21 protein-coding genes are annotated in these 25,527 nt (G+C 60.4%); 15 read left to right on the top strand and 6 right to left on the bottom strand.

Going from position 1 to position 25,527, the window contains the following annotated elements:
- Positions 1–152: 152 nt before the first annotated feature.
- The 5 genes from ACY4LX_RS26300 to gap all read right to left on the bottom strand — a co-directional run bounded on the left by ACY4LX_RS26300 (position 153) and on the right by gap (position 6,410).
- On the bottom strand, positions 153–755 hold the full coding sequence (locus ACY4LX_RS26300) for a biliverdin-producing heme oxygenase (protein WP_463258275.1): 603 nt from the start codon (positions 753–755) through the stop codon (positions 153–155).
- 116 nt (positions 756–871) lie between these two features.
- Positions 872–3,436: a TonB-dependent receptor gene (locus ACY4LX_RS26295; RefSeq protein WP_463258274.1), complete on the bottom strand. Its 2,565-nt coding sequence runs from the start codon at positions 3,434–3,436 to the stop codon at positions 872–874.
- 179 nt (positions 3,437–3,615) lie between these two features.
- On the bottom strand, positions 3,616–4,581 hold the full coding sequence (locus ACY4LX_RS26290) for a FecR family protein (protein WP_463258273.1): 966 nt from the start codon (positions 4,579–4,581) through the stop codon (positions 3,616–3,618).
- A gap of 112 nt (positions 4,582–4,693) precedes the next feature.
- Complete coding sequence (locus ACY4LX_RS26285; RefSeq protein ID WP_463258272.1) at positions 4,694–5,221, bottom strand: RNA polymerase sigma factor; 528 nt, start codon at positions 5,219–5,221, stop codon at positions 4,694–4,696.
- A gap of 187 nt (positions 5,222–5,408) precedes the next feature.
- The gene (gap, locus tag ACY4LX_RS26280) at positions 5,409–6,410 is read right to left on the bottom strand and encodes a type I glyceraldehyde-3-phosphate dehydrogenase (protein ID WP_054044940.1); all 1,002 of its coding nucleotides are present in this window, start codon (positions 6,408–6,410) and stop codon (positions 5,409–5,411) included.
- A 220-nt stretch (positions 6,411–6,630) separates the two neighbouring features.
- Here gap and edd point away from each other — a divergent pair, with 220 nt between their 5' ends.
- From edd to ACY4LX_RS26225, 11 genes are all read left to right on the top strand, one after another.
- A complete protein-coding gene (gene edd, locus ACY4LX_RS26275) occupies positions 6,631–8,457 on the top strand; it encodes a phosphogluconate dehydratase (protein WP_123409258.1) in 1,827 nt (608 codons plus the stop codon).
- Positions 8,454–9,407, top strand: coding sequence for a glucokinase (locus ACY4LX_RS26270; RefSeq protein ID WP_463258271.1), 954 nt, complete (start codon positions 8,454–8,456; stop codon positions 9,405–9,407). Before edd ends, ACY4LX_RS26270 begins: the two co-directional genes overlap by 4 nt.
- Before the next feature lie 153 nt (positions 9,408–9,560).
- A complete protein-coding gene (locus ACY4LX_RS26265) occupies positions 9,561–10,292 on the top strand; it encodes a response regulator (protein WP_123409256.1) in 732 nt (243 codons plus the stop codon).
- Positions 10,282–11,751 carry an ATP-binding protein gene (locus tag ACY4LX_RS26260; protein WP_149657858.1) on the top strand — a complete coding sequence of 490 codons (1,470 nt, stop codon included), beginning with the start codon at positions 10,282–10,284 and terminating at the stop codon, positions 11,749–11,751. Before ACY4LX_RS26265 ends, ACY4LX_RS26260 begins: the two co-directional genes overlap by 11 nt.
- Positions 11,752–12,012: 261 nt before the next feature.
- Entirely contained in the window at positions 12,013–13,272 is a 1,260-nt protein-coding gene (locus ACY4LX_RS26255; RefSeq protein WP_463258270.1) for a D-mannose isomerase, read from the top strand.
- A 117-nt stretch (positions 13,273–13,389) separates the two neighbouring features.
- Positions 13,390–14,691, top strand: coding sequence for an ABC transporter substrate-binding protein (locus tag ACY4LX_RS26250; protein WP_463258269.1), 1,302 nt, complete (start codon positions 13,390–13,392; stop codon positions 14,689–14,691).
- 106 nt (positions 14,692–14,797) lie between these two features.
- Entirely contained in the window at positions 14,798–15,706 is a 909-nt protein-coding gene (locus ACY4LX_RS26245) for a carbohydrate ABC transporter permease (protein WP_054044927.1), read from the top strand.
- Complete coding sequence (locus tag ACY4LX_RS26240) at positions 15,699–16,541, top strand: carbohydrate ABC transporter permease (RefSeq protein WP_133838062.1); 843 nt, start codon at positions 15,699–15,701, stop codon at positions 16,539–16,541. The genes ACY4LX_RS26245 and ACY4LX_RS26240 overlap by 8 nt, the downstream gene beginning before the upstream one ends.
- A 2-nt stretch (positions 16,542–16,543) precedes the next feature.
- Positions 16,544–17,704, top strand: coding sequence for an ABC transporter ATP-binding protein (locus ACY4LX_RS26235; protein WP_149657855.1), 1,161 nt, complete (start codon positions 16,544–16,546; stop codon positions 17,702–17,704).
- Positions 17,705–17,803: 99 nt separating this feature from the next.
- Entirely contained in the window at positions 17,804–19,153 is a 1,350-nt protein-coding gene (locus tag ACY4LX_RS26230) for a carbohydrate porin (RefSeq protein WP_463258268.1), read from the top strand.
- 309 nt (positions 19,154–19,462) lie between these two features.
- On the top strand, positions 19,463–20,317 hold the full coding sequence (locus tag ACY4LX_RS26225) for a D-hexose-6-phosphate mutarotase (protein WP_463258267.1): 855 nt from the start codon (positions 19,463–19,465) through the stop codon (positions 20,315–20,317).
- A gap of 259 nt (positions 20,318–20,576) precedes the next feature.
- Here ACY4LX_RS26225 and ACY4LX_RS26220 read toward each other — a convergent pair whose 3' ends face one another.
- Positions 20,577–21,437: a MurR/RpiR family transcriptional regulator gene (locus ACY4LX_RS26220; RefSeq protein WP_178129043.1), complete on the bottom strand. Its 861-nt coding sequence runs from the start codon at positions 21,435–21,437 to the stop codon at positions 20,577–20,579.
- A gap of 226 nt (positions 21,438–21,663) precedes the next feature.
- Here ACY4LX_RS26220 and zwf point away from each other — a divergent pair, with 226 nt between their 5' ends.
- The 4 genes from zwf to ACY4LX_RS26200 all read left to right on the top strand — a co-directional run bounded on the left by zwf (position 21,664) and on the right by ACY4LX_RS26200 (position 25,466).
- On the top strand, positions 21,664–23,133 hold the full coding sequence (zwf, locus tag ACY4LX_RS26215) for a glucose-6-phosphate dehydrogenase (RefSeq protein WP_133838058.1): 1,470 nt from the start codon (positions 21,664–21,666) through the stop codon (positions 23,131–23,133).
- Complete coding sequence (pgl, locus tag ACY4LX_RS26210) at positions 23,120–23,833, top strand: 6-phosphogluconolactonase (protein WP_463258266.1); 714 nt, start codon at positions 23,120–23,122, stop codon at positions 23,831–23,833. The genes zwf and pgl overlap by 14 nt, the downstream gene beginning before the upstream one ends.
- A gap of 17 nt (positions 23,834–23,850) precedes the next feature.
- Positions 23,851–24,516 (top strand): bifunctional 4-hydroxy-2-oxoglutarate aldolase/2-dehydro-3-deoxy-phosphogluconate aldolase, encoded by a 666-nt coding sequence (locus ACY4LX_RS26205; protein ID WP_133838056.1) that lies wholly within the window; start codon positions 23,851–23,853, stop codon positions 24,514–24,516.
- Between the two features lie 209 nt (positions 24,517–24,725).
- The gene (locus tag ACY4LX_RS26200) at positions 24,726–25,466 is read left to right on the top strand and encodes a peptidase associated/transthyretin-like domain-containing protein (protein ID WP_463258265.1); all 741 of its coding nucleotides are present in this window, start codon (positions 24,726–24,728) and stop codon (positions 25,464–25,466) included.
- The last annotated feature ends 61 nt before the right edge of the window (positions 25,467–25,527 follow it).

Genomic DNA, 25,527 nt, shown 5'->3' with positions numbered 1-25,527 from the left:
AGGTCGACGTTTATACCTTGTAGGAGCGAGCGGTGCGGCGATCCGACTTGCCCGCGAAAACGGTGTATCAGGCGCTATTGATGTCGACTGACACACCGCCTTCGCGGGCAAGTCGGATCGCCGCACCGCTCGCTCCTACAAGGGGTGTGTGATCAGGCGAGTTCCGGGGTGTAGGCCTGTTCCAGCAGCACGGTGAAGCGGTTGAACGCATCGACCGCCGCTTGCTCGATTTCAACTTCTTCCTGCGCACTGAATTCCAGCGAGTCGAGGGTTTTGACGAAGCTTTTCCAGCCCTGCGCGCGACCACCGGCCGGCTCACCCAGGTGACGGGCGCCGAAGGTTTCGCTCAAGCCCAGGCCAACGGCGCGCTTGATCAAAAACGCTGCGCCCAGTTTCGAGCCTTCAGAAACGAACAACCAACCCAGGGCTGCAGCTTTGCTTGGGTTTTTCACCGCGCCAGCCACCGGCGCCGGAACTTCAGTGTCCAGATCCGTCAGGTCAGCCTTGGCTGCGTCAGCACGGCAGCGTGCCGGCAGGTCCGGGACGATGGCGGTCAGCTCGGCGTCGTTGTATAGCGACACCAGTTCCGACTGGAACAAATACTGCGCCACCACGAACCGGGCGAAGTTGGCCTGGGTTTCGAACGGCGCGTGGGCCTTGACCAAGGCATCGAGCTTGGTGTGCGGCTCGTGGGTGATCTGGTTCAAACGTTGCGAACGCAGGGCGGGGCGTTGAGCAGTGTCCGGGGAGGTCATAAGGAGTCCTTGAGAAAAAAGAGGCGCTTGGTAACGAGACGAACAAGAAGATGCCCGAGCGTAAAAAAACCTCACCGCGACGCATTAAAAAATGTGTCGCAGCGAGGTGTTCAGGGTCAGATATCCCAGACCAGGTTGATCGCGAAGTTGCGACCCGGCTGGGTCAGGCGATCGAGGTTGGCCGGTTGCGTGACTGAGGCTTCGCCGACGCTGTCGTAGCCGCGCACGTCATCCCACTGCCAGTATTTCTTGTCGGTCAGGTTGTAGAGACCGGCGTTGACGGTCACGTCGTCCGTGACCTTGTAGAAACCGGCCAGGTCGAGCACGCCATAACCCGGGGTCTTGAACTGGGTGCTGGTGCCGTCCGGGGTCTTGAAACTGGTGCTGTCGACGCGGTCCTTGCGCTTGACCAGTGTCCAGCTCAACAGCGCGCCGTAGTTGTCCCGGTCGTAACCGAGGCCAAACACGCCGGTCAGCGGGTTGATGCTGTTCAGCGGCTGGCCGTTGTCATCGTTGCGGCCATACAGGTATGACGCCGAGCCTTGGCTGTAGAGGCCGGTCGGGGCGCCGAAGGTGTCGAGGTTCAGGCGACCCTTGAGCTCCAGGCCCTTGATGGTGGCGTGCTTGATGTTGTTGCTCTGGAACGTGGTCTCGGTGTAGCCCGGAGTGATCGCATTCTCGTCGATGAAGTCGCGGTATTTGTTGTAGAACACCGCCACATCGAAGCTGCCCGCTTCGAACTGGCCACGCAGGCCGGTTTCATAGCTCTTGCTCTTTTCCGGGTCGAGGTCCGGATTCGGCGCGACCTGATAACCACCGGCCAGGTTTTCGAAGCGACCATAGAGAGCCTTGGCAGTCGGCGTGCGGAAGCCTTCAGCGTACTGGCCGTACCAGGTGTAGTTATCGTTGAAGCTGTAGGTGGTGCCGAATTTCGGCGACAGGCGATGCCAGGTTTTGGTCTTGTCGCTGACCACGCCGTTGCCGCTCTGGTCGGCAGTGGCCAGGAACTCGTCGGTGATATGCGGTTTGAGTTGCGTGTAGTCGTAACGCGCGCCCGGCAGGAAGGTCCAGTTGCCCCAGCTGATCTGATCCTGGGCGAACAGGCTGTAGCTGTTGATGGTCGGGTCCGGGAAGTCGCTGGCCGGTTTCAGGGTATCGGCGGCGCTTGGCGCACCGATCACCCGGCAAGCGACGGCCACGGTCAGGCAGGTGCCGGTGCCGGTACGCAGGCCGGTGACTTTGTCCTGCTTGATGGTGGTGCCGTAAGTGACGGTGTGATCGGTGTCGGCAATGGCGAAGGACTTGTCAGCCTGGGCATCGAACACCCATTGGCGATCCTTGTAGTTGGTGTTGCGTTCACGCAGCACGGTACGCGACGGCGCGTAGATTTCTTCGGTGCTCTGGTCGGTCTTGGCGATCTGGTAGTTCAGCGACCACTTGATGTTGTCAGCCAAAGCGCTGTCCAGGCCAAAGCTGTGCTCCAGGCCGAAGCGTTCGCGGCTGACCGTGTCGTTGCCGGTGCGGGATTTGTAGAAACCAAAACCGCGTCCAGCGTTGAACGGACCACCGACGGCGCTCAACTGATTGGTGTCGCGGTCATCTTTGTATTTCTCGTAGGTCAGGCCCAGGCGTGCGTCGTCGGCGTAGTTCCAACCGAGCTTGGCCAGCACGTTGGTGGTGCGCACGTCTTCGGGGTTGGCCTCGGTGCGGTTCAGGCCGGTGCCGCCGTGTTCGCCGTAAGACTCGGTTTCATGGCCATTGCGCTGGCTCAGGTGCAGCAAGCCGTCGAAGTCGCCGGTGCGGCCGGCGACTGTGCCGGAGGTCAGCCAACTGTCATCGGCCGAGCTGTAGCCGGTTTTCAAACGGGCACCGACATCCTTGCCGGGCTTGATGATGTCGTCCGGGTCGAGGGTGTAGTAGCTGACGGCGCCGCCAATGGCGTTGCTGCCGTAGAGCACCGACGCCGGGCCACGGAGGATTTCGACGCGTTTGACGATTTCCGGGTCGACGTAGTTGCGGTTGGTCTGGGCGTACGGGCCGTTGAAGAAACTGTCGGGCACTTGCACGCCGTCGACTTGCGTCAGCACGCGGTCGCCGTCGATGCCACGGATGTTGTAGCCGGTCAGCCCGGCGCGCTGGCCGGCACCGCCCACGGAAACACCCGGTTCGTAGCGCACCAGATCCTTGATGGTGTTGACGTTGTTGCGGTCCAGTTCTTCGCGGGTCTGGACGGTGACGGTGGCTGGCACGCTGTCGATGCTCTGTTCCTGGCGGGTGGCGCTGATGGTCACCTGTTGCAGGTTGAGGGCGCCGCTGCTGCTGCGTTTCTCCAGCACGATGTTGTTATTGCCCAGTTTGCGATAGCCGAGGTTGGTCCCCACCAACAGGCGATCCAGGGCTTTGTCCGGCGGCAAGGAACCGCGCACACCCGGCGAAGACACACCTTCAGCCAGTTCGGCCGGCAAACCGACCTGCCAGCCGGTCACGCTGGTAAAGGCATTCAGGGCCGAGACCAGCGACTGCTGTGCAATGGCGAACGAATAATCACCCATGTTGCGGCTTGGCTGCTCGGCGGCAGTGGCTGCCATCAGCGGCGCGGCGCCGGCCATGAGGATGGCGGCGGTCAACAGCGACAGCACGCGGGAAGGTGAAGAGGACTGGCGGGTATGGCGAGAGGACATCGATAGCGCTCCGTGTCGCACGAATCTTTATAGGTGCAGATTGGCATTTTTAGATGCGAATCAATTGCATTGGCTATAACGAGACGAACGAGCTTCAGCTATCGAGTAAAAATAATTCTCATCTAGGGGGCGTTCTCAATTAGTTTCCCCACCGCGGGGAAACTAATTGAGAACGCCCCCTAGTTCAAGATCACCAGCGCGGGAAATTCCTGAAGCCGGGCCGAGGTGATGTGAGCAAGGGAACGCACCACGTCCAGCGGTTGGTCGAGGCGGTAATTGCCAGTGACGGCAATGTCGGCCAACTGTTCGTTGTTGTTGATGATCCAGCCCGGGTAGTAGCGGCGCAGCTCCGCCAGCACCTGGCTCATCGGGCAGTTCTCGAACACCAGGCGGCCCTGGACCCAGGCCAAATCCGTGGCGGCGTCGAGTTTGGCCGGGCGGTCGAAACCGTTGGGACCGATGCGGATGCTTTCGCCAGCGGTAAGCCGCACCCGTGCATCGTCACGGGTGGCGCGCAAATCCACATCGCCGCGCTGCACCCGAACCTGCGCCACGCCGTCGAGGTAACGCACGGCAAACGCGGTATCGCGCACGCTGGCCTTGACCGGGCCGACGTCGATTTCCAGGGCCTGGTCGCGATTGGCCGGCACCTCGAAAAACGCCTCGCCCTGATACAAACGGGCCACGCGCTGCTGATCGTTGATGGTGCTGGAAAACGCCGAGTTGGTATTGAGCAGGACTTTGGAACCGTCCTCCAGTTGCAGACGCTGGCGCTCGCCGACCACGGTCAGGTGATCGGCCTGCAGGCGCATCGGCAGGTTGCTGAAACTGAACAGACCAAGGATCAACACCGCCGCCGTGGCCAGGGGTTTCCAGTGCGGACGCAGGCGCGACAGCACGGTGATTTTCGGTGGTTGAGCGGCGAGGCTTTGCGCGCATTGGGTGACTAACGGCCCGTCCCAGATCGCTTGGGCCTTGGCGAACGCTTCGGCATGCAACGGATCGGCTGCGAGCCAATCGTGGAACTGGCGGGTTTGTTCCGCGCTCGGACTGCCCAGCACGATCAACCAGTCCAGGGCCTGGTCCATCGCGTTTGCAGGGTCCCGCGCCGGGGAAGGCGCTGAGGAGCGGTGGGTGTCCGTCACGGGGTTTCCTCGGAAACAGCGGGTGGAGAAGTTTCAAGCTTCAAGCTTCAAGCCGCAAGCTGCAAGCTGCAAGCTGCAAGCTCGGTTTGGAGTTTAGCTTGTCGCTTGCAGCTTATAGCTTGCTGCTGTTGCTGTGCCTTTCTGCAACGCCGATGCAGATCGCCATGATCAGTTTCAGTTCCTTCTGCACGGTGCTCAACGACACGCCGAGCTTCTCGGAAATCTCCAGGTAGCTGTGCCCATGCAGGCGGCTGAGGATAAAGATCTGTTGCTGACGGTTGCTGAGTTCACTGAGGCTCACGTTCAAACGCTCCAGCAATTGTTCGGCATGGGCGGCGTCCTCGGCGCTGCTGGCGGGGGCGGCGATGCTTTCCACCACGTCCAGCGGAACGTCATCGAGCATGGTCCGCGACTGGATGCGCCGCGCACGCAAATGATCCAGCGCCAGGTTGCGGGCGGTCTGGAAGACGAAGGGTTCGAGGTGATCGATGGCCCGCTCACTGAGCGCCCGGGTCACGCGCAGGTAGGTTTCCTGCAGCAGGTCTTCGGCGGTGCTGTGATTGTTGACCATCCGCTCCAGCGTGCGCAGCAGGGAAACCCGCTGGGCGATGAAGACGTGATTGAAACGCGATTGACTCACGGGAGGACCTGATCCATTTCGAGCGAATGATAATGCTTATCATCCGCCTGGGTGGTCAAGTGTTGATTTGTAGGCGAAGAGAAACTGTAGGCGCGAGGCTTGCCCGCGAAAGCGGTGTGTCAGGCACGTTGATGTCACTGATACACCGCCTTCGCGGGCAAGCCTCGCTTCTGCAGGTATTGCGGGGTTACTCGGCGTTGCAGAGCGCCAGGCAGTTATCCAGCATGCGGTTGGAGAAGCCCCATTCGTTGTCGTACCAGGCCAGGACCTTGAGCAGCTTGCCGCTGGACTTGGTGTGGTTGGCGTCAAAGATCGACGACAGCGGGTTGTGGTTGAAGTCGCTGGAGACCAGCGGCAGGGTGTTGTAGCCGAGGATCTTGGAGTGCTGCGCGGCTTCTTTGAGCAGCGCATTCACTTCATCGGCCGACGCTTCGCGCTTGAGCTGCACGGTCAGGTCCACCAGCGACACGTTGATCACCGGAACCCGCACCGCCATGCCAGTCAGCTTGCCCGCCAGTTCCGGCAGTACCAGACCAACCGCTTCAGCGGCGCCGGTCTTGCTCGGGATCATGTTCTGGGTGGCCGAACGGGCGCGGTACGGGTCGGTGTGGTAGACGTCGGTCAGGTTCTGGTCGTTGGTGTAGGCGTGGATCGTGGTCATCAGACCGCTTTCGATGCCCAACTCGCGGTGCAGCACCTGGGCCACCGGGGCCAGGCAGTTGGTGGTGCACGAGGCGTTGGAAATAATCTGGTGCGACTGGCGCAGAATGTCGTGGTTAACACCATAAACGACGGTGGCGTCGGCGCCTTTGGCCGGGGCCGAGATGATCACTTTGCGTGCGCCGGCCGTAATATGCGCGGCGGCTTTGGCCCGGTCGGTGAACAGACCGGTGCATTCGAAGACCACGTCGATTTTTTCGGCCGCCCATGGCAGTTCGGCCGGGTTGCGAATCGCGCTGACCGAAATGCGGTCGCCGTTGACGGTCAGGCTTTCGTTATCGTGCTGGACATCGGCGTCGAAAGTGCCGTGAACGGTGTCGTACTTGAGCAGATGAGCGTTGATCGAGCTGTCACCCAGGTCATTGATCGCGACGATCTGCAAATCCTGGCGGTAGCCTTGGGTATACAGTGCGCGCAGGACATTACGGCCGATACGGCCAAAACCATTGATTGCGATTCGAAGAGTCATTTAACTGGGCCGCCGTCGATTTGTTGTTGGAATTACAAGATTATTCGCATAAAAATAGAAAACAAGCCTTTTTAATGGCAATATTTTGTTCAATCTACAACGAGTGACCTGAATCAACTGGTCCGATCGATCAAGAAAGCCGCCCGTCACCCCATCGACAACGGCCCTTGATCAGCATAGACAATCAGGTCGCCACATCCGTTAGCCTGGAGTTCTACACATGCATCCCCGCGTCCTTGAGGTCACCGAACGACTTATCGCCCGTAGCCGAGCTACTCGTGAGGCTTACCTTGCGCTGATTCGCGGCGCCGCCACTGACGGTCCGATGCGCGGCAAGCTGCAATGCGCCAACTTCGCCCATGGCGTGGCCGGTTGCGGCACCGACGACAAGAACAGCCTGCGGATGATGAACTCCGCGAACATCGCAATTGTTTCTTCATATAACGACATGCTCTCGGCGCATCAGCCGTACGAAGTCTTCCCTGAACAAATCAAAAAAGCCCTGCGTGAAATTGGCTCGGTCGGCCAGTTCGCTGGCGGAACGCCTGCCATGTGCGATGGCGTGACCCAGGGCGAGCCCGGCATGGAACTGAGCCTGCCGAGCCGTGAAGTGATCGCGATGTCCACCGCCGTGGCGCTGTCCCACAACATGTTCGACGGCGCGCTGATGCTCGGCATCTGCGACAAGATCGTCCCGGGCCTGATGATGGGCGCGCTGCGTTTCGGTCATCTGCCGACGATCTTTGTGCCGGGCGGGCCGATGGTCTCGGGCATTTCCAACAAGCAGAAAGCCGATGTGCGCCAGCGCTACGCCGAAGGCAAGGCCAGCCGCGAAGAGCTGCTGGAATCGGAAATGAATTCCTACCACAGCCCTGGCACCTGCACCTTCTACGGCACCGCCAACACCAACCAGCTGCTGATGGAAGTCATGGGCCTGCACTTGCCGGGCGCGTCTTTCGTCAACCCGAACACCCCGTTGCGCGAGGCCCTGACCCGCGAAGCCGCGCATCAGGTCACGCGCCTGACCAAGCAGAACGGCGACTTCATGCCGATCGGCGAAATCGTCGACGAGCGTTCGCTGGTCAACTCCATCGTGGCGCTGCACGCCACCGGCGGCTCGACCAACCACACCTTGCACATGCCGGCCATCGCCATGGCCGCGGGCATTCAATTGACCTGGCAGGACATGGCCGACCTCTCCGAGGTGGTGCCGACCCTGAGCCACGTCTACCCGAACGGCAAGGCCGACATCAACCACTTCCAGGCGGCGGGCGGCATGTCGTTCCTGATCCGCGAACTGCTGGAAGCCGGGCTGCTCCACGAAAACGTCAACACCGTGCTCGGCCATGGCCTGAGCCGCTACACCGTGGAACCGTTTCTCGATAACGGCGAACTGGTCTGGCGCGAAGGCCCGATCGAGAGCCTCGACGAAACCATCCTGCGTCCGGTGGCCCGTGCGTTCTCGCAAGAGGGCGGTTTGCGGGTGATGGAAGGCAACCTCGGGCGCGGCGTGATGAAAGTCTCGGCCGTGGCGTTGGAAAACCAGATCGTCGAAGCACCGGCCATGGTGTTCCAGGATCAGCAGGACCTGGCCGATGCGTTCAAGGCCGGTCTGCTGGAGAAGGATTTTGTCGCGGTGATGCGCTTCCAGGGCCCGCGTTCCAACGGCATGCCGGAACTGCACAAGATGACGCCGTTCCTCGGCGTGCTGCAGGATCGCGGCTTCAAAGTCGCGCTGGTGACCGACGGGCGGATGTCCGGCGCCTCGGGGAAAATCCCGGCGGCGATCCACGTCAGCCCCGAAGCATTTGTGGGCGGCGCTTTGGCGCGGGTGCAAGAGGGCGATATCATCCGCGTCGATGGCGTCAAAGGCACCCTGGAGCTTAAGGTGGACGCCGAAGAATTCGCAGCGCGCACCCCGGCCAAGGGATTGTTGGGTAACAACATCGGCAGCGGGCGCGAACTGTTTGGCTTCATGCGCATGGCCTTCAGCTCCGCAGAGCAGGGCGCCAGCGCCTTCACTTCTGCCCTGGAGACGCTTAATTGAAACTGGCTTTGGTCGGTGACATCGGTGGGACCAACGCACGTTTCGCGTTGTGGAAAAACCAGCAGCTGGAGTCGATCCAGGTGCTGGCGACAGCAGATCACGCCAGCCCGGAGGAGGCCATTGGCGTCTACCTCGTCGGCCTGGGCTTGAAAGCCGGCGACATCGGTTCGGTGTGCCTGTCGGTGGCCGGTCCCGTGAGCGGCGACGAATTCAAGTTCACCAACAACCATTGGCGCCTGAGCCGCAAGGCGTTCTGCCAGACCTTGCAAGTGGATCGACTGCTGCTGGTCAACGATTTCTCGGCCATGGCCCTGGGCATGACCCGTTTGCAGCCGGACGAGTTTCGGGTGGTCTGCGCAGGCACGCCGGAGCCGTTGCGCCCGGCGGTGGTGATCGGCCCTGGCACAGGCCTGGGCGTCGGCACTTTGCTCGATCTGGGCGAAGGCCGGTTTGCCGCGTTGCCGGGGGAGGGCGGTCACGTCGATCTGCCGCTGAGCAGCCCGCGCGAGACGCAATTGTGGCAACACATCTTCAACGAGATCGGGCATGTCAGCGCTGAAACCGCGTTGAGTGGCAGCGGCTTGCCGCGGGTCTATCGGGCGATCTGCGCGGTGGATGGCCATGAGCCGCAGTACCACACCCCCGAAGCCATTACGGCGGCAGGCTTGGCCGGTGACCCGGTGGCGTTGGAAGTGCTGGAGCAGTTCTGCTGCTGGCTCGGTCGCGTGGCGGGTAACAACGTGCTGACCACCGGTGGGCGTGGCGGCGTGTACATCGTCGGCGGCGTGATTCCGCGGTTTGCCGATTTCTTTGTTGAAAGCGGTTTCGCCCGGTGCTTCGCCGACAAGGGTTGCATGAGCGATTACTTCAAAGGCATCCCGGTGTGGCTGGTGACGGCGCCGTATTCCGGGCTGATGGGCGCGGGTGTGGCGCTCGACCAGGCACAGTAATCATCGTTCCCACGCTCTGCGTGGGAATGCAGCCCGTGACGCTCCGCGTCACTGGACGCGGAGCGTCCCTAGAGGCATTCCCACGCAGAGCGTGGGAACGATCGAACGATCAGGCATAATCCGCCCAATTCAAACAACAAGGATGCCGCCCCTGTGAGCTCAGTCAACAAGTCGATTTTGTTGGTCGATGACGATCAAGAGATACGCGAGTTGCTGGACACCTACCTGACCCGCGCAGGTTTTCAGGTGCGCACCACGCCGGACGGCGCAGGCTTTCGCCAGGCGATGAACGACGCGCCGAGCGATCTGGTGATCCTTGATGTGATGCTGCCGGACGAAGATGGCTTCAGCCTCTGCCGCTGGATTCGCCAGCACCCGCGCCAGGCCCAGGTGCCGATCATCATGCTCACCGCCAGCTCCGACGAAGCCGACCGCGTGATCGGCCTGGAACTCGGTGCTGACGACTACCTGGGCAAACCCTTCAGCCCCCGCGAATTGCAGGCGCGGATCAAGGCCTTGTTACGCCGCGCCCAGTTCGGTCAGGAACGTTCCGGCAGTGAAGTGCTGGCCTTCGATGACTGGCGCCTGGACATGGTCAGCCATCGGCTGTTTCACATCGACGGCGAGGAAGTGATTCTCTCCGGTGCCGACTTCGCGCTGCTAAAACTGTTCCTCGATCATCCCCAGGAAATCCTCGACCGCGACACCATCGGCAACGCCACCCGTGGCCGCGACTTGATGCCGCTGGATCGCATCGTCGACATGGCCGTCAGCCGTTTGCGTCAGCGCCTGCGCGACACGGAAAAACCGCCGCGATTGATTCGTACCGTGCGGGGCAGTGGCTACCAACTGGCCGCCAATGTGGTCGCCAGCAATGGCCACTGAGTTCCTGCGTCGGCTTGCCGCCAAAGTGCCGGTGCCCCGCTCGTTGCTCGGGCGGATGTTGCTGCTGACCCTGTTGGTGGTGCTGTTTGCCCAGGCGCTGTCGAGCGTGATCTGGGTTTCGCAACTGCGCGCGACCCAGCTCGAAGGCCTGGTCACCAGCGCCCGCAGCCTGGCCCATTCAATGACCGCCAGCGTCAGCTATTTCCGCTCGTTGCCCGTCGCCTTTCGGCCCTTGGTGCTCGACCAGTTGCGCAGCATGGGCGGCACCCGGTTCGTGGTGACCCTCAATGACAAACCGCTGGGTATGGAAGTACTGCCGATCACCCCACGCAAAGCGGCGGTGCTCAAAGCGGTGGACGAAGTGCTGCGCGAATCCCTGGGCCATGACGCGGATATCTCGGTGACCTTCGTCAGCCCCGAAGACCTGCGGATCTTCAACAGCGGGTTGAAACTCGATGAATTGCCGCGCTCCTGGGCGCATTACGCGTTGACCCTGGAGCCGGTGAACCCGCCGGTGCTGGTCACGCAAATCCAGATGGCGCCGGGGGAATGGCTGTACATCGCCTCGCTGCTGCCCGAGCCCTACACCAGCCTTGAAGAGCAGGGCCTGCCGGCGCAGCAGGTGTGGTTTATCGTGCTCACCAGCGGCTTTTTGCTGTTGTTTATCGGCTTGCTGGTGCACTGGCAAAGTCGTCCGCTCAAGCGTTTGGCCCGGGCGGCGCGGGACATGTCCCTCGGTGCCGAAGTCGAACCGGTGCCCGAGGGCGGCGGCAGCGAGGTTGTCGAAGTGGGTCGCGCCTTCAACGCGATGCGCGAACGGATCAGCCGCTACCTGACCGAGCGCAGCCAGTTGTTCAGCGCCATCTCCCACGACCTGCGCACGCCGATTACCCGGCTGCGGCTGCGGGTCGAATTGCTCGAAGACGAAAAGCTGCAAGCCAAGTTCGGCCGCGATCTGGATGAGCTGGAGCTGCTGGTCAAGGGCGCGCTGCAATGCGTGAAAGACACTGACATCCACGAAAACATCGAGCTGGTGGACCTCAATCACGTGCTCGACTGCCTGGTGGAGCCGTACCTGGCGCCCAACGGCAATGGTCGCGTGACCCAACAGGGCCGGGCATTTGCCGCGTATCCGGGCAAACCCCTGGCGCTCAAGCGCTGCATCGGCAACCTGATCGACAACGCCTTGAAGTACGGGCAGAACGCGCACCTGCATATCGACGATGACCAGAGTGCATTCATCCTGCACGTGGACGATGAAGGGCCGGGCGTGCCGGAGCAGCGGATGGAGCAGGTGTTTGAACCGCACTTCCGCTTGTCTGGCCAGCAGCAGGGGTATGGGTTGGGCCTTGGGATTGCGCGCAATATTGCGCATAGCCATGGCGGTGAGGTCAGCCTGCAAAATCTGCGTGAAGGCGGATTGCGAGTGACGTTGCAGTTGCCGCGCAGTATTGATTAAACCTGTGGCGAGGGGGCTTGCCCCCGTTGGAGTGCGAAGCGCTCCCAATACAGTCACTGCGGTTTACCTGAAGAAATGAAGTGGCAGTTTTACGACTGCTTCGCAGCCGAACGGGGGCAAGCCCCCTCGCCACAGTCATCACTCTCCGCAGAGTTGGATGAATGTCACAACCCGGTGACAAAACCCGCCCCCTTCGTTACCTGCCGCACCTTGACCGTTGTTTAGACTGCCCTCCAGTCATAACAACAAAAAAGGTACCCCATGGACACCTTCCAACCGGCCTTCAGCAGTTGGCTGAACGCGCCTGCCCACCAGCAATGGCTCGCCGCCGAAGGCCTGCGCCTGCTGGCGTTCGCCAAGGCCTCGAAGCTTCCCGAAGGCTTCGGCAATCTCGATGAAAGAGGCCAGCTCCCGGCCAGTGCGCAAGCCGAAACCATGAACACCGCGCGCATGACCCACAGCTTCGCCATGGCGCATATCCAGGGCCTTCCGGGGTTTGCCGAGTTGGTGGATCACGGCGTCCAGGCCCTCAACGGCCCGTTGAAAGATGCTAAACACGGCGGCTGGTTCGCCACAGCCCAGCATCGCGACGACAACACCGGCAAAGCCGCGTACCTGCACGCCTTCGTCGCCCTGGCTGCCAGTTCTGCGGTGGTCGCCCAACGCCCCGGCGCCCAAGCCTTGCTCGACGATGCCATCCACATCATCGACACGCATTTCTGGAGCGAGGAGGAGGGCGCGATGCGCGAATCCTTCAATCGCGACTGGAGTGAGGAAGAGGCTTACCGCGGCGCCAACAGCAACATGCACGCCACCGAAGCCTTTCTCGCGCTGGCGGATGTCACCGATGACCACCGCTGGCTGGTTCGCGCGCAACGCATCGTCGAGCGCGTCATCCACGGTCACGCCGCCGCTAACGATTACCTGGTGGTCGAGCATTTCGATCGCGACTGGCAACCGCTGCGCGAGTACAACCACGACAACCCGGCCGACGGTTTCCGCCCCTACGGCACCACGCCGGGCCACGGTTTCGAATGGGCGCGGCTGTTGCTGCACCTCGAAGCGGCGCGGGTGCAGGCCGGGATGCTCACGCCGGGTTGGCTGGCGACCGATGCGCAAAAACTCTTCGATCACAACTGCCGTCACGGCTGGGCTATCGACGGCTTGCCGGGGATTGTCTACACCCTGGATTGGGACAACCGCGCCGTGGTTCGCCATCGCCTGCACTGGACCCATTGCGAAGCCAGCGCCGCCGCCAGTGCGCTACTCAAACGCACCGGCGATGAGCAATACGAAACCTGGTACCGACTGTTCTGGGAATTTTGTGACAACCATTTCATCGACCGTTGCGATGGCAGTTGGCACCATGAACTCAACCCGCAAAATCGCCCGAGTGCCGATATCTGGGGCGGCAAGCCGGATCTTTATCACGCTTGGCAAGCTGTATTGATCCCGCGCCTGCCCTTGGCGCCGAGCATGGCAACGGCCTTGGGGCAGTTGTCCCAGAGCGTTCCTGTGTAACCATGTGGTGACATTCAAGCGTCCCTTCGTTACCTGCGAAGGGATAACTCCTGTTTAAAATCCCATGCAGCGCAAGCACCAGACTTGCATGCATAACAACAAGAAAGGTAATTCTAGATGAATGCGATTTCTCGCCTCGCTACTGTCATTTCTCTTGCCTCATTGCTTCCTGTCTCTGCATTCCCTGTCAGTGCGCTTGCCGCCGAATCCAAAGGTTCGGTAGAAGTCGTTCACTGGTGGACCTCCGGTGGCGAAAAAGCGGCCGTTGATGTGCTCAAGGCCCAAGTCGAAAAAGACGGCTTCACCTGGAAAGACGGCGCCGTCGCCGGTGGTGGCGGTGCGACCGCCATGACCGTGCTGAAAAGCCGCGCCGTGGCCGGTAACCCGCCAGGCGTCGCGCAGATCAAGGGTCCGGACATCCAGGAATGGGCATCCACCGGCCTGCTCGACACCGACGTGTTGAAAGACACCGCCAAGTCGGAAAAGTGGGACAGCCTGCTCGACAAGAAAGTCTCCGATACCGTGAAGTACGACGGTGACTACGTGGCCGTGCCGGTGAACATTCACCGCGTGAACTGGCTGTGGATCAATCCGGAAGTCTTCAAGAAAGCCGGGATCGAAAAAGCCCCGACCACCCTCGACGAATTCTACGCCGCGGGCGACAAACTCAAGAAAGCAGGCTTCATCGCCCTGGCCCACGGCGGCCAGCCTTGGCAGGACAGCACCGTGTTCGAAGCCGTGGTGCTTTCGGTCATGGGCGCCGACGGTTACAAGAAAGCCCTGGTCGACCTGGACAACGCAGCCCTGACCGGACCTGAAATGGTCAAGTCGCTGACCGAGCTGAAGAAAGTCGCGACCTACATGGACGTCGACGGCAAAGGCCAGGACTGGAACCTGGAAGCGGCCAAGGTCATCAACGGCAAGGCCGGCATGCAGATCATGGGTGACTGGGCCAAGAGCGAATGGACCGCAGCCAAGAAAGTCGCCGGCAAGGACTACCAGTGCGTAGCCTTCCCGGGCACCGAAAAGGCCTTCACCTACAACATCGACTCCCTGGCGGTGTTCAAGCAGAAAGACAAGGGCACGGCTGCCGCGCAGCAGGACATTGCCAAGGTCGTGCTGGGTGAAAACTTCCAGAAAGTCTTCAGCATCAACAAAGGCTCGATCCCGGTTCGAAACGACATGCTCCACGAAATGGACAAGCTCGGCTTCGACTCCTGCGCCCAGACAGCGGCCAAGGACTTCCTGGCGGACGCCAAGTCCGGCGGCCTGCAACCGAGCATGGCGCACAACATGGCGACCACGCTGGCGGTACAGGGTGCGTTCTTTGATGTCGTGACCAACTTCATCAACAATCCGAAAGCCGATCCGGCCGATGCCGCCAAGAAACTCGGCGCAGCGGTCAAGTCTGCCAAGTAGGTATCAGCGGCAAGCTGCGAGCTACAAGCTGCAAGTGATGTCTGCTTGTCTTGCAGCTTGCAGCTCATAACTGCCTTCAACTTTTCTTCCCGTACTGGATCTTCCCATGAGTTCTGTTGCTGTGTTCAGCAAGGCCTCGCCGTTCGATGCATTGCAGCGCTGGCTCCCTAAACTGGTGCTGGCGCCCAGCATGTTCATCGTCCTGGTGGGCTTCTATGGCTATATCCTCTGGACGTTCGTGCTGTCGTTCACCACTTCGACCTTCCTGCCGACTTACAAGTGGGCGGGCCTGGCGCAATACCAGCGGCTGTTCGACAACGACCGTTGGTGGGTAGCGAGCAAGAACCTGGCGGTATTCGGCGGCATGTTTATCGGCATCACGCTGGTGATCGGTGTGCTGCTGGCGGTGTTCCTCGACCAGCGCATTCGTCGCGAAGGCTTCATCCGCACCATTTACCTGTACCCGATGGCGCTCTCGATGATCGTGACCGGTACCGCGTGGAAATGGCTGCTCAACCCGGGCATGGGCCTGGACAAATTGTTGCGTGACTGGGGTTGGGAAGGCTTCCGCCTGGACTGGCTGATCGACCCGGATCGCGTGGTGTATTGCCTGGTGATCGCTGCTGTCTGGCAAGCCTCGGGTTTTATCATGGCGATGTTCCTTGCCGGCCTGCGTGGGGTTGATCAATCGATCATCCGTGCCGCCCAGATCGATGGCGCGAGCATGCCGCGTATCTACCTCAAAGTGGTGTTGCCAAGCCTGCGTCCGGTGTTCTTCAGTGCCGTGATGATCCTCGCTCACATCGCGATCAAGAGCTTCGACCTGGTCGCGGCCATGACCGCCGGTGGCCCGGGGTATTCCTCCGACCTGCCAGCGATGTTCATGTATTCCTTCACCTTCAGCCGCGGCCAGATGGGCATGGGTTCGGCCAGTGCAATCCTGATGCTCGGTGCGATTCTCGCAATCATCGTGCCTTACCTGTACTCCGAGCTGAGGACCAAGCGCCATGACTAGTTTCGCCAAACCTTCCATCAGCCTGAGTCGCATCGCGATCTACGCCGTGCTGATCCTCGCGGTGTTCCTGTACCTGATTCCGCTGGTGGTCATGCTGTTGACCAGTTTCAAGACCCCGGAAGACATCAACTCCGGCAACCTGCTGAGCTGGCCGACCGTGGTCAGCGGCATTGGCTGGGTCAAGGCCTGGGGCACGGTTGACGGGTACTTCTGGAACTCGATCAAGATCACCGTTCCGGCGGTACTGATCTCCACCGCCATCGGTGCGTTGAACGGCTACGTGCTGTCGATGTGGCGCTTCCGTGGCTCGCAACTGTTCTTCGGTTTGCTGTTGTTCGGTTGCTTCCTGCCGTTCCAGACCGTGCTGCTGCCGGCCTCGTTCACCCTCGGCAAAATGGGCCTGGCGAGTACCACCACGGGCCTTGTGTTCGTGCACGTGGTCTACGGCCTGGCGTTCACCACGCTGTTTTTCCGCAACTACTACGTCAGCGTGCCCGATGCGCTGGTGAAGGCCGCGCGGCTCGATGGCGCGGGTTTCTTCACCATCTTCCGGCTGATCATCCTGCCGATGTCCACCCCGATCATCATGGTCTGCCTGATCTGGCAGTTCACTCAGATCTGGAACGACTTCCTGTTCGGCGTGGTGTTCTCCAGCGGTGATTCGCAACCCATCACAGTAGCGCTGAACAACTTGGTCAACACCAGTACCGGGGCCAAGGAATACAACGTTGATATGGCGGCGGCGATGATCGCCGGGCTGCCGACCCTGCTGGTCTATGTGGTCGCAGGCAAGTATTTCGTGCGCGGGCTGACGGCCGGCGCAGTCAAGGGGTAATCATGGCTACGCTCGAACTTCGCAATGTAAACAAGACTTACGGTCCCGGCCTGCCGGACACCCTGAAGAACATCGAACTGTCGATCAAGGACGGTGAGTTCCTGATCCTGGTCGGACCTTCGGGTTGCGGCAAGTCGACCCTGATGAATTGCATCGCTGGCCTGGAAACCATCACCGGCGGCGCGATCATGATCGATGACCAGGACGTCAGCGGCATGAGCCCGAAAGACCGGGACATCGCCATGGTGTTCCAGTCCTACGCGCTGTACCCGACCATGAGCGTGCGCGAGAACATCGCCTTCGGCTTGAAGATCCGCAAAATGCCCGCTGCCGACATCGAAACGGAAGTGGCGCGGGTGTCCAAGCTGCTGCAGATCGAACACCTGCTCAACCGCAAGCCCGGCCAGCTCTCCGGTGGCCAGCAACAGCGCGTGGCCATGGGCCGTGCCCTGGCGCGTCGGCCGAAGATCTACCTGTTCGACGAACCGCTGTCCAACCTCGACGCCAAGCTGCGGGTCGAGATGCGTACCGAAATGAAACTGATGCACCAGCGCCTGAAAACCACCACGGTCTACGTGACCCACGACCAGATCGAAGCGATGACCCTGGGCGACAAAGTGGCGGTGATGAAGGACGGGATCATTCAGCAGTTCGGCACGCCGAAAGACATCTACAACAACCCGGCCAACCTGTTCGTGGCGAGCTTCATCGGCTCGCCGCCGATGAACTTCATCCCGCTGCGCTTGCAGCGCAAGGACGGTCGTCTGGTGGCGTTGCTCGACAGCGGCCAGGCCCGTTGTGAATTGCCAATGGGCATGCAGGACGCCGGTCTCGAAGATCGCGAAGTGATCCTCGGCCTGCGCCCGGAACAGATCGTACTGGCCAACGGCGAGCCGAATGGTTTGCCGACCATTCGCGCCGAAGTCCAGGTCACCGAACCGACCGGCCCGGACACCCTGGTGTTCGTCAGCCTGAATGAAACCAAGGTCTGCTGCCGTTTGGCGCCAGACGTAGCGCCGGGCGTGGGCGAGACTCTGACCCTGCAATTCGATCCATCGAAAGTGTTGCTGTTCGATGCCAAGACCGGGGAGCGCCTTGGGGTTGCGGGTGTGGCGAAGACCGAAGCATCGGTCGGCAACATCGCGCAATTCAAAGGCCGGTAAAGATCAAAGGGGATACGCGGCGAATGGGGACATTCGCCGCAATCTATGTAAACCGCGTTAGATAAAAACAGTTAATAACAATAAAACGAGGATGTAGGGATGAAGAAGAAGAACAACGCTCAGCTTATCTGCCAACTGTCAGCTGTTGCGGCGGCAATGACCCTGGTCGGTAGCGTTCACGCGGCTGACGCGTTCAGCGCCGATTCCCAGTGGATGACCGGGGATTGGGGTGGTGAGCGGACCAAGCTGATCGAGCAGGGTATCGACATCAAGATGGACTACGTCGGCGAAGTCGGCGGCAACCTCCACGGTGGCTACAACAACGACAAGACCGCGCGTTACGCCGACCAGTTTGGCCTGGGCGTCGCGTTGGACCTGCAAAAGCTCTGGGGCTGGGATAACACCCAGGCGAAGATCCAGTTCACCAACCGTAACGGTGAAAACATCTCCAACGACCGTGTTGGCGACCCGCGTGCCGGCACCTTGAGTTCTTCGCAAGAAGTTTACGGTCGTGGCCACATGGTCCGTCTGACCCAGTTGTGGATCAAACACCAGTTCCTCGACGGCAAACTGGACGTCAAGGCCGGTTACTTCGGCGAAGGCGAAGACTTCAACACCTTCCCGTGCGAGTTCCAGAACCTGGCGTTCTGCGGTTCCCAAGTGGGTAACTGGGCCACCAACATCTGGTACAACTGGCCAATCAGCCAGGCCGCCCTGCGCGTGAAGTACAACATCTCGCCTGAGTTCTATGCGCAGATCGGCGCGTACAACCAGAACCCGTCGCAGCTGGAACACGGTAACGGCTTCAAGCTCAGCGGCAGTGGTACAGCGGGTACCGTTATCCCGGTCGAACTGGTCTGGTTGCCTAACCCGAATAACCTGCCGGGCGAATACCGCGTCGGTTACTACAAAAGCACCGCCAAGGCTGATGACGTTCGCGAAGACGTCAACGGTGATGATGCCGCCACCAGCGGTAACGCCTATCGCAGCCACAGCAGCAAATCCGGCTACTGGTTCGTTGCGCAGCAACAACTCACCACCCACAACGGTGACGCGTCCCGCGGTCTGAACATCGCCGCCAACGCCACGTTCCACGACAAGGACACCAACATCGTCGACAACTACCAGTCGCTGATGTTTGTGTACAAAGGCCCGTTTGATGCACGTCCCAAAGATGACGTCGGCATCGGCGCTGCCCGTATCCATGTCAACGACGACGTGAAGAAAAACGCCGAACTGGTCAACGCTTCCAATGGTGTCAGCGACTACCAGGATCCGCTGTTCGCACCCCTGCGCAGCACCGAGTACAACTACGAAATCAACTACGGCTTCCACGTTACCAACTGGCTGACCGTGCGTCCTAACCTGCAATACATCACTCACCCGGGCGGTGTTGATGAAGTCGACAACGCGCTGGTCGCCGGTCTGAAAATTCAGTCGGTGTTCTAACGCTGTTGCGATAAGCTCCTCTCCAAGTGCGCATATTTGCGGATGGCCAAGGCTATCCGCTTTTTTTTGTGCAGGGTCAATGAAGGACCTGTGGCGAGGGGGCTTGCTGTGGCGAGGGAGCTTGCTCCCGCCGGGCTGCGAAGCAGCCCTTAACCAGACACCAGCCACCAGCCACCACAGTGTTTCAGGCAAACCGCATTCCCCAGGTTTACGACTGCTTCGCAGCCGAACGGGGGCAAGCCCCCTCGCCACAGTGGTTCACTGGGCGCAAAAGTATGAGTACACCCATAATTTCCAGGACCGCGGCACATGCATGAGCATCCGCTACAACGCTTCTTCAAATCCTTGCGCGAACGACCGGTGTTTGCGTGGGAGCGCTATCAGATGCGCGACGTGCTGGTGATCGATCATCCGCTGTGCCAGGCGGTGTTCAGTCGCCAGGGCGCGCAGTTGTTGCACTTCCAGCCAGCAGGGCAGAAACCCTGGTTGTGGTGCGCGGCGAAGTGGCCGCACGTGGGCGCCATCCGTGGCGGCGTTCCGGTGTGCTGGCCGTGGTTTGGCCGCCATCCAAGCGAGAATGCCTGGCCATCCCACGGTTGGGCGCGCCTGCTGGACTGGAAGCTGCTCGACAGCAGCACCGACGACGATGGCGTGCGCTTGCACTGGCAATTGCAACTGTGCGACTGGACGGTGGACCTGCGCGCCCATCTGGGTGAACGCATGGACTTGCGCCTGAGCACCGAGCACCAAGACACCCTGCCATGCCAATTGAGCCAGGCGTTGCATGCCTACTGGCGTATTGGCGACGTGGCTGAGGTAGCGCTGTCTGGGCTCGACGGGGCGCAAGGATACGATCAGTTGAACCGTCAGGCGTGTCAGCAAGAAGGGGAGTTGCGGGTCGAGGGCGGCTGTCAGCGCGTGTTCCAGCACGACGGCGAATTGCAGCTCAAGGACCACGCCTGGCAGCGGGAGTTGTGCATCGACACCGGCGATGCGGCGGACACGGTGGTCTGGCATCCGGGGTCGCGGCCGTTGCTGGGAGTGAGCTGGGATGAGGTGTTGGAGTTTGTCTGCGTGGAAGCGGCGAGTGGCGGCACCGACAGCCTGAGCCTGGCGCCGGGGGAGCGGGCGCATTTGAGTTTGCAGGCGTGGGTGGGGGCTTAGCTCAAGTCCTGCGGTGTTGCGGCTGACGCCTTCGCGGGCAAGCCTCGCTCCTACAGGTTTTTGGTTCGTCGCCATTATCGCGTCCACCATCACCCCCTGTAGGAGCGAGGCTTGCCCGCGAAGAGGCCGGAACAGCCGATGAAGATATTGATCGTTCCCACGCGCAGCAAAGGAATGCAGCCCGTGACGCTCCGCGTCACTGAACGCGGAGCGTCCCTTGAGGCATTCCCACGCAGAGCGTGGGAACGATCGCTACGGGTTAATTAAACTCGTCCCCCACCGGATACCGGCTCGCGTTCAAACTCTCTTTGATCTTGCGCAAATGCGGCTGGAAATCCACCCCGCGGCGCAAGGTCATGCCGGTCGCCAACACGTCCAGCACCGTCAGCTGAATAATCCGCGAGGTCATCGGCATATAGATGTCGGTGTCTTCCGGCAACGGAATGTTCAGGCTCAAGGTACTGGCCTTGGCCAGCGGTGAGTTCTCAGCGGTCAAGCCCAGCACCGACGCGCCGTTCTCCCGGGCAATGCGCGCCACCTCCACCAGTTCGCGGGTGCGGCCGGTGTAGGAAATGATCACGAACAACTCACCGGTGTGCGCCACCGAGGCAATCATGCGCTGCATCAGCACATCGGCATGGGCGGTGACGGCCAGGTTGAAGCGGAAGAACTTGTGCTGCGCATCCAGCGCCACCGGGGCCGAAGCACCGAGGCCGAAGAAGTGGATCTGCCGGGCCTGGATCAACAGATCGACGGCGCGGCTGATCAGGTTCGGGTCCAGGGCCTGGCAAGCGCTGTCCAGCGAGGCGATGGCACTGCCGAAGATTTTCTGGGTGTAGGCTTCCGGATTGTCATCGGCCTCGACCGCACGGCTGACGTACGCCGCGCCACTGGCCAGGCTCTGGGCCAGTTGCAGTTTCAGTTCCGGGTAACCGCTGACACCGAACGAACGGCAGAAACGGTTGACCGTCGGCTCGCTGACTTTCGAGGCCTGGGCGAGGGCAGCGATGCTGAACCGGGTGGCCTGCTGTGGATTGAGCAGGATCACTTCGGCGACTTTGCGTTCGGCCTTGTTCAGGTCTTCAAGGCGATTCTGGATTTGTTCCAGTAGATTTCGCACGCGGTCCATAGATGTTCCTTGAGTCAGCAGCGCAAAGATGCGCTCTGCTATGCAAAAAGGGCCTTTGATGCGGCCCGTCACGGTGGCCTATCCTACTGATGGCTCCGACCGACCACCACTCGCAATCTGTATTTTGCGAAAATGTTGTGGTTATTACTACATTTTCCCTTGAGTGATGCCTTGAAAAAAGGTATTTGTAGCTTAACTTGATAAAAGAACAAACATCATGCCTTCGATTACGGTAGAACCGTGCACCTTTGCCTTGTTCGGCGCCCTTGGCGATCTGGCCCTGCGCAAGCTGTTTCCTGCCCTTTATCAGCTGGACGGCGCCGGCCTGTTGCACGAGGACTCGCGCATCATCGCGCTGGCCCGTGAACCCGGCAGCGAGCAACAGCATCTGGCGTTCATCGCCTCGGAGCTGCGCCGCTACGTCGATGCCAAGGAGCTGGACGAGGCCGTACTCGAACGCTTCCTCGCCCGCCTGACCTACCTGCACGTCGACTTCCTCAAATCCGAAGACTACGTTGCCCTGGCCGAACAGGCCGGCAGCGCCCAGCGGGTGATTGCCTACTTCGCGACACCCGCTGCCGTTTACGGTGCGATCTGCGAGAACCTGTCGAAGGTCGGCCTGACCGAAAACACGCGTGTCGTGCTGGAAAAACCCATCGGTTCGGACCTGGAATCCTCGCGCAAGGTCAACGATGCCGTGGCGCAGTTCTTTCCGGAGAACCGCACCTACCGCATCGACCACTACCTGGGCAAGGAAACCGTCCAGAACCTGATCGCCCTGCGTTTCGCCAACAGCCTGTTCGAAACCCAGTGGAACCAGAATTACATTTCCCACGTGGAAATAACCGTGGCCGAAAAGGTCGGGATCGAAGGCCGCTGGGGTTACTTCGACAAGGCTGGCCAGCTGCGGGACATGATCCAGAATCACCTGCTGCAACTGCTCTGCCTGATCGCCATGGACCCGCCGGCCGACCTCTCCGCCGATAGCATCCGTGACGAGAAAGTCAAAGTGCTCAAGGCCCTGGCGCCAATCAGCCCCGAAGGCCTGACCACCCAAGTGGTACGCGGCCAGTACATCGCCGGCTACAGCGAAGGCAAACCGGTACCGGGCTACCTCGAAGAACCGAATTCCAACACCCAGAGCGACACCGAAACCTTCGTCGCCCTGCGCGCCGACATCCGCAACTGGCGTTGGGCCGGCGTGCCGTTTTACCTGCGAACCGGCAAGCGCATGCCGCAGAAGCTGTCGCAGATCGTCATTCACTTCAAGGAACCGTCGCACTACATCTTCGCTCCCGAGCAGCGCCTGCAAATCAGCAACAAGCTGATTATCCGCCTGCAACCGGACGAAGGCATTTCCTTGCGCGTGATGACCAAAGAACAAGGCCTGGACAAGGGCATGCAGCTGCGCAGCGGTCCGTTGCAGCTGAATTTTTCCGACACCTATCGCAGCGCACGGATTCCCGATGCCTACGAGCGGTTGTTGCTGGAAGTAATGCGCGGCAATCAGAACCTGTTTGTCCGTAAAGATGAAATCGAAGCCGCGTGGAAGTGGTGTGACCAGTTGATCGCCGGGTGGAAAAAATCCGGTGATGCGCCCAAGCCGTACGCGGCCGGGTCCTGGGGGCCGATGAGCTCCATTGCACTGATCACGCGGGATGGGAGGTCGTGGTATGGCGATATCTAATTTGCAACTGCCTCAGGGCGTCAACGCCCATGAGTTCAAGAGCCCGGTGTTGCTGGCCGATGGTTTGGCGCTGAATGTCGCCAAGCATTTGAGCGATGCCATCGACGCACGCGGCGCCGCGACGCTGGTGGTGTCCGGTGGCCGTAGCCCGGTGGCGTTCTTCCAGCACCTGGCCAAGCAGACGCTGGACTGGTCCAAGGTTGTCGTAACGCTGGCCGACGAGCGCTGGGTGCCGGTGGAACACGCCGACAGCAATGCCGGCCTGCTCAAGCGTTACCTGCTGCAAGGCCCGGCGGCCAAGGCGCAGTTTTTGAGCCTTTATAGCGCCACCGCCAACCTTGAACTGGCAGCGGAGCAGGCGGATCGCTTGCTCGCGGAATTGCCGCCGATCGACGTGCTGATTTTGGGCATGGGCGACGACGGTCACACCGCGTCACTGTTTCCCAACAGCCCGAACCTGGCCGAGGCCTTGAAAATCGACGGCACGCGCCGTTGCTATCCGATGCTGGCACCCACCGTGCCCCATCAGCGCCTGACCATGAGCCGTGCGCTGCTGGCGTCGGCCAAGACCACCGTTCTATCGATTTCCGGTCAGTCCAAACTGACCACTTTGAGTGCCGCATTGGCCGGTGACGATGTCGCTGCCATGCCGATTCGCGCGTTTCTGCAACCTACGTTAGAGATTTACTGGTGCCCATGAGCCAAGGATCAGCCGCTATGACAAAGACATCCCCGACCGTTTCCATGGCGGATAAAGTTGCCCTGATCGACAGCCTCTGTGCCAAGGCGCGGATTTTGCCGGTGATCACCATCGCTCGCGAACAGGACGTCCTGCCCCTGGCCGACGCCCTGGCCGCCGGTGGCCTGACCGCCCTGGAAGTGACCCTGCGCTCGCAGTTCGGCCTTAAAGCCATTCAGATTCTGCGTGAGCAGCGTCCGGAACTGGTGACCGGTGCCGGCACCGTGCTCGATCGCACCATGCTCGCCGCCGCCGAAAGGGCCGGTTCGCAATTCATCGTCACCCCAGGCATTACCCGTGACCTGCTCGAAGCCAGTGTCGACAGCCCGATCCCGCTGTTGCCCGGCATCAGCAACGCCTCCGGCATCATGGAAGGCTATGGCCTGGGTTATCGCCGCTTCAAGCTGTTCCCGGCGGAAGTCAGTGGCGGCGTCGCGGCCATCAAGGCCTTGGGTGGCCCGTTCGGCGAAGTGAAATTCTGCCCGACTGGCGGCGTGAGCCCGGCCAACATCAAGAGCTACATGGCGTTGAAAAACGTGATGTGCGTGGGCGGTAGCTGGATGCTTGATCCGGAATGGATCAAGAACGGCGACTGGGCCCGCATTCAGGAATGCACCGCCGAGGCGTTGGCGCTGCTGGACTGATTAGTAGTTACCAAACACCTCGTTGTGTGTTCTACGGCTTTACGGTGCGCTTGGTCGGTGCACCGTTTTTTTTTTGCCCGTGATATTTGATTGCTCGGGCGAACGTCATAACTTTAAACAACAATGTTGTCCCTTTAGTTAGTGTGTTTGTATATTCTGCGTCGGTCACCTGTACTGAACAGGTATTAAACATGAATAGGGATATTCTGATGGAAACTGTTATTGACGCTGAACGCTCTCGCGAACTTGAAAAGACCCGCGCTGCCATGTGCGTATTTTCGCCTGAGCAAATTGCGGGCCCTTATTTCCGTAATGACCGACTTCATCGATATGATATTACCGAGGGCGCCGAGGGTGTGCCGATGGAGTTGATTCTGAGTATCGTCAATGTGAAGACCTGTGAACCGATTGAAGGTCTGCTGGTGGACATCTGGCATTGTAATGCCCAGGGCCGATACTCGGGATGGAGCGAGGTAGATCCTGATAAGGAAGCGCTGTCCGGTGAGATCGGCTCTATTCCCCGTACCGACGAAGACAGTTATCTCAGAGGTTGTGGCTTTACCAATGTACTTGGTAATTGCAGTTTTCGATCGGTGTTTCCCGGGTTCTATGCGGGCCGGTCCATCCATGTTCACGTGGCCGTCAGAAAGTTGGATGAACACAATAATGACCGGCATGTAGCCTATGTTGGTCAACTGTATGTTCCTGAATCCATCTCTTCGCACATCAGTGAACTTCCAGGCTACGCCGGTCGAAAGATTACTCGCCTGACCAATGAACAGGATGAAATCTACAGCGAAATGCACGGCTTCGGCACACTGATGGATATGGAATGGATCTACCGTGGCACCGCGCAGGAGCGGTTATTGGGAACTGTCGTGATTGGTGTCGACCCCGATGCTCTTTTCGCGCACATTACGCCAGAAGACTTTTATAAAGACACCGTATAAAACACAAAAGGAAGTGCCGGCAAAGTCCGGCACTTTTATTGTGTACGTCCTGTACGACGAG

It is taken from the genome of Pseudomonas sp. Emmai, from assembly GCF_055179735.1.
Note: the sequence above shows the minus strand (reverse complement) of the source record. Positions and strands in the feature narration are given on the sequence as shown.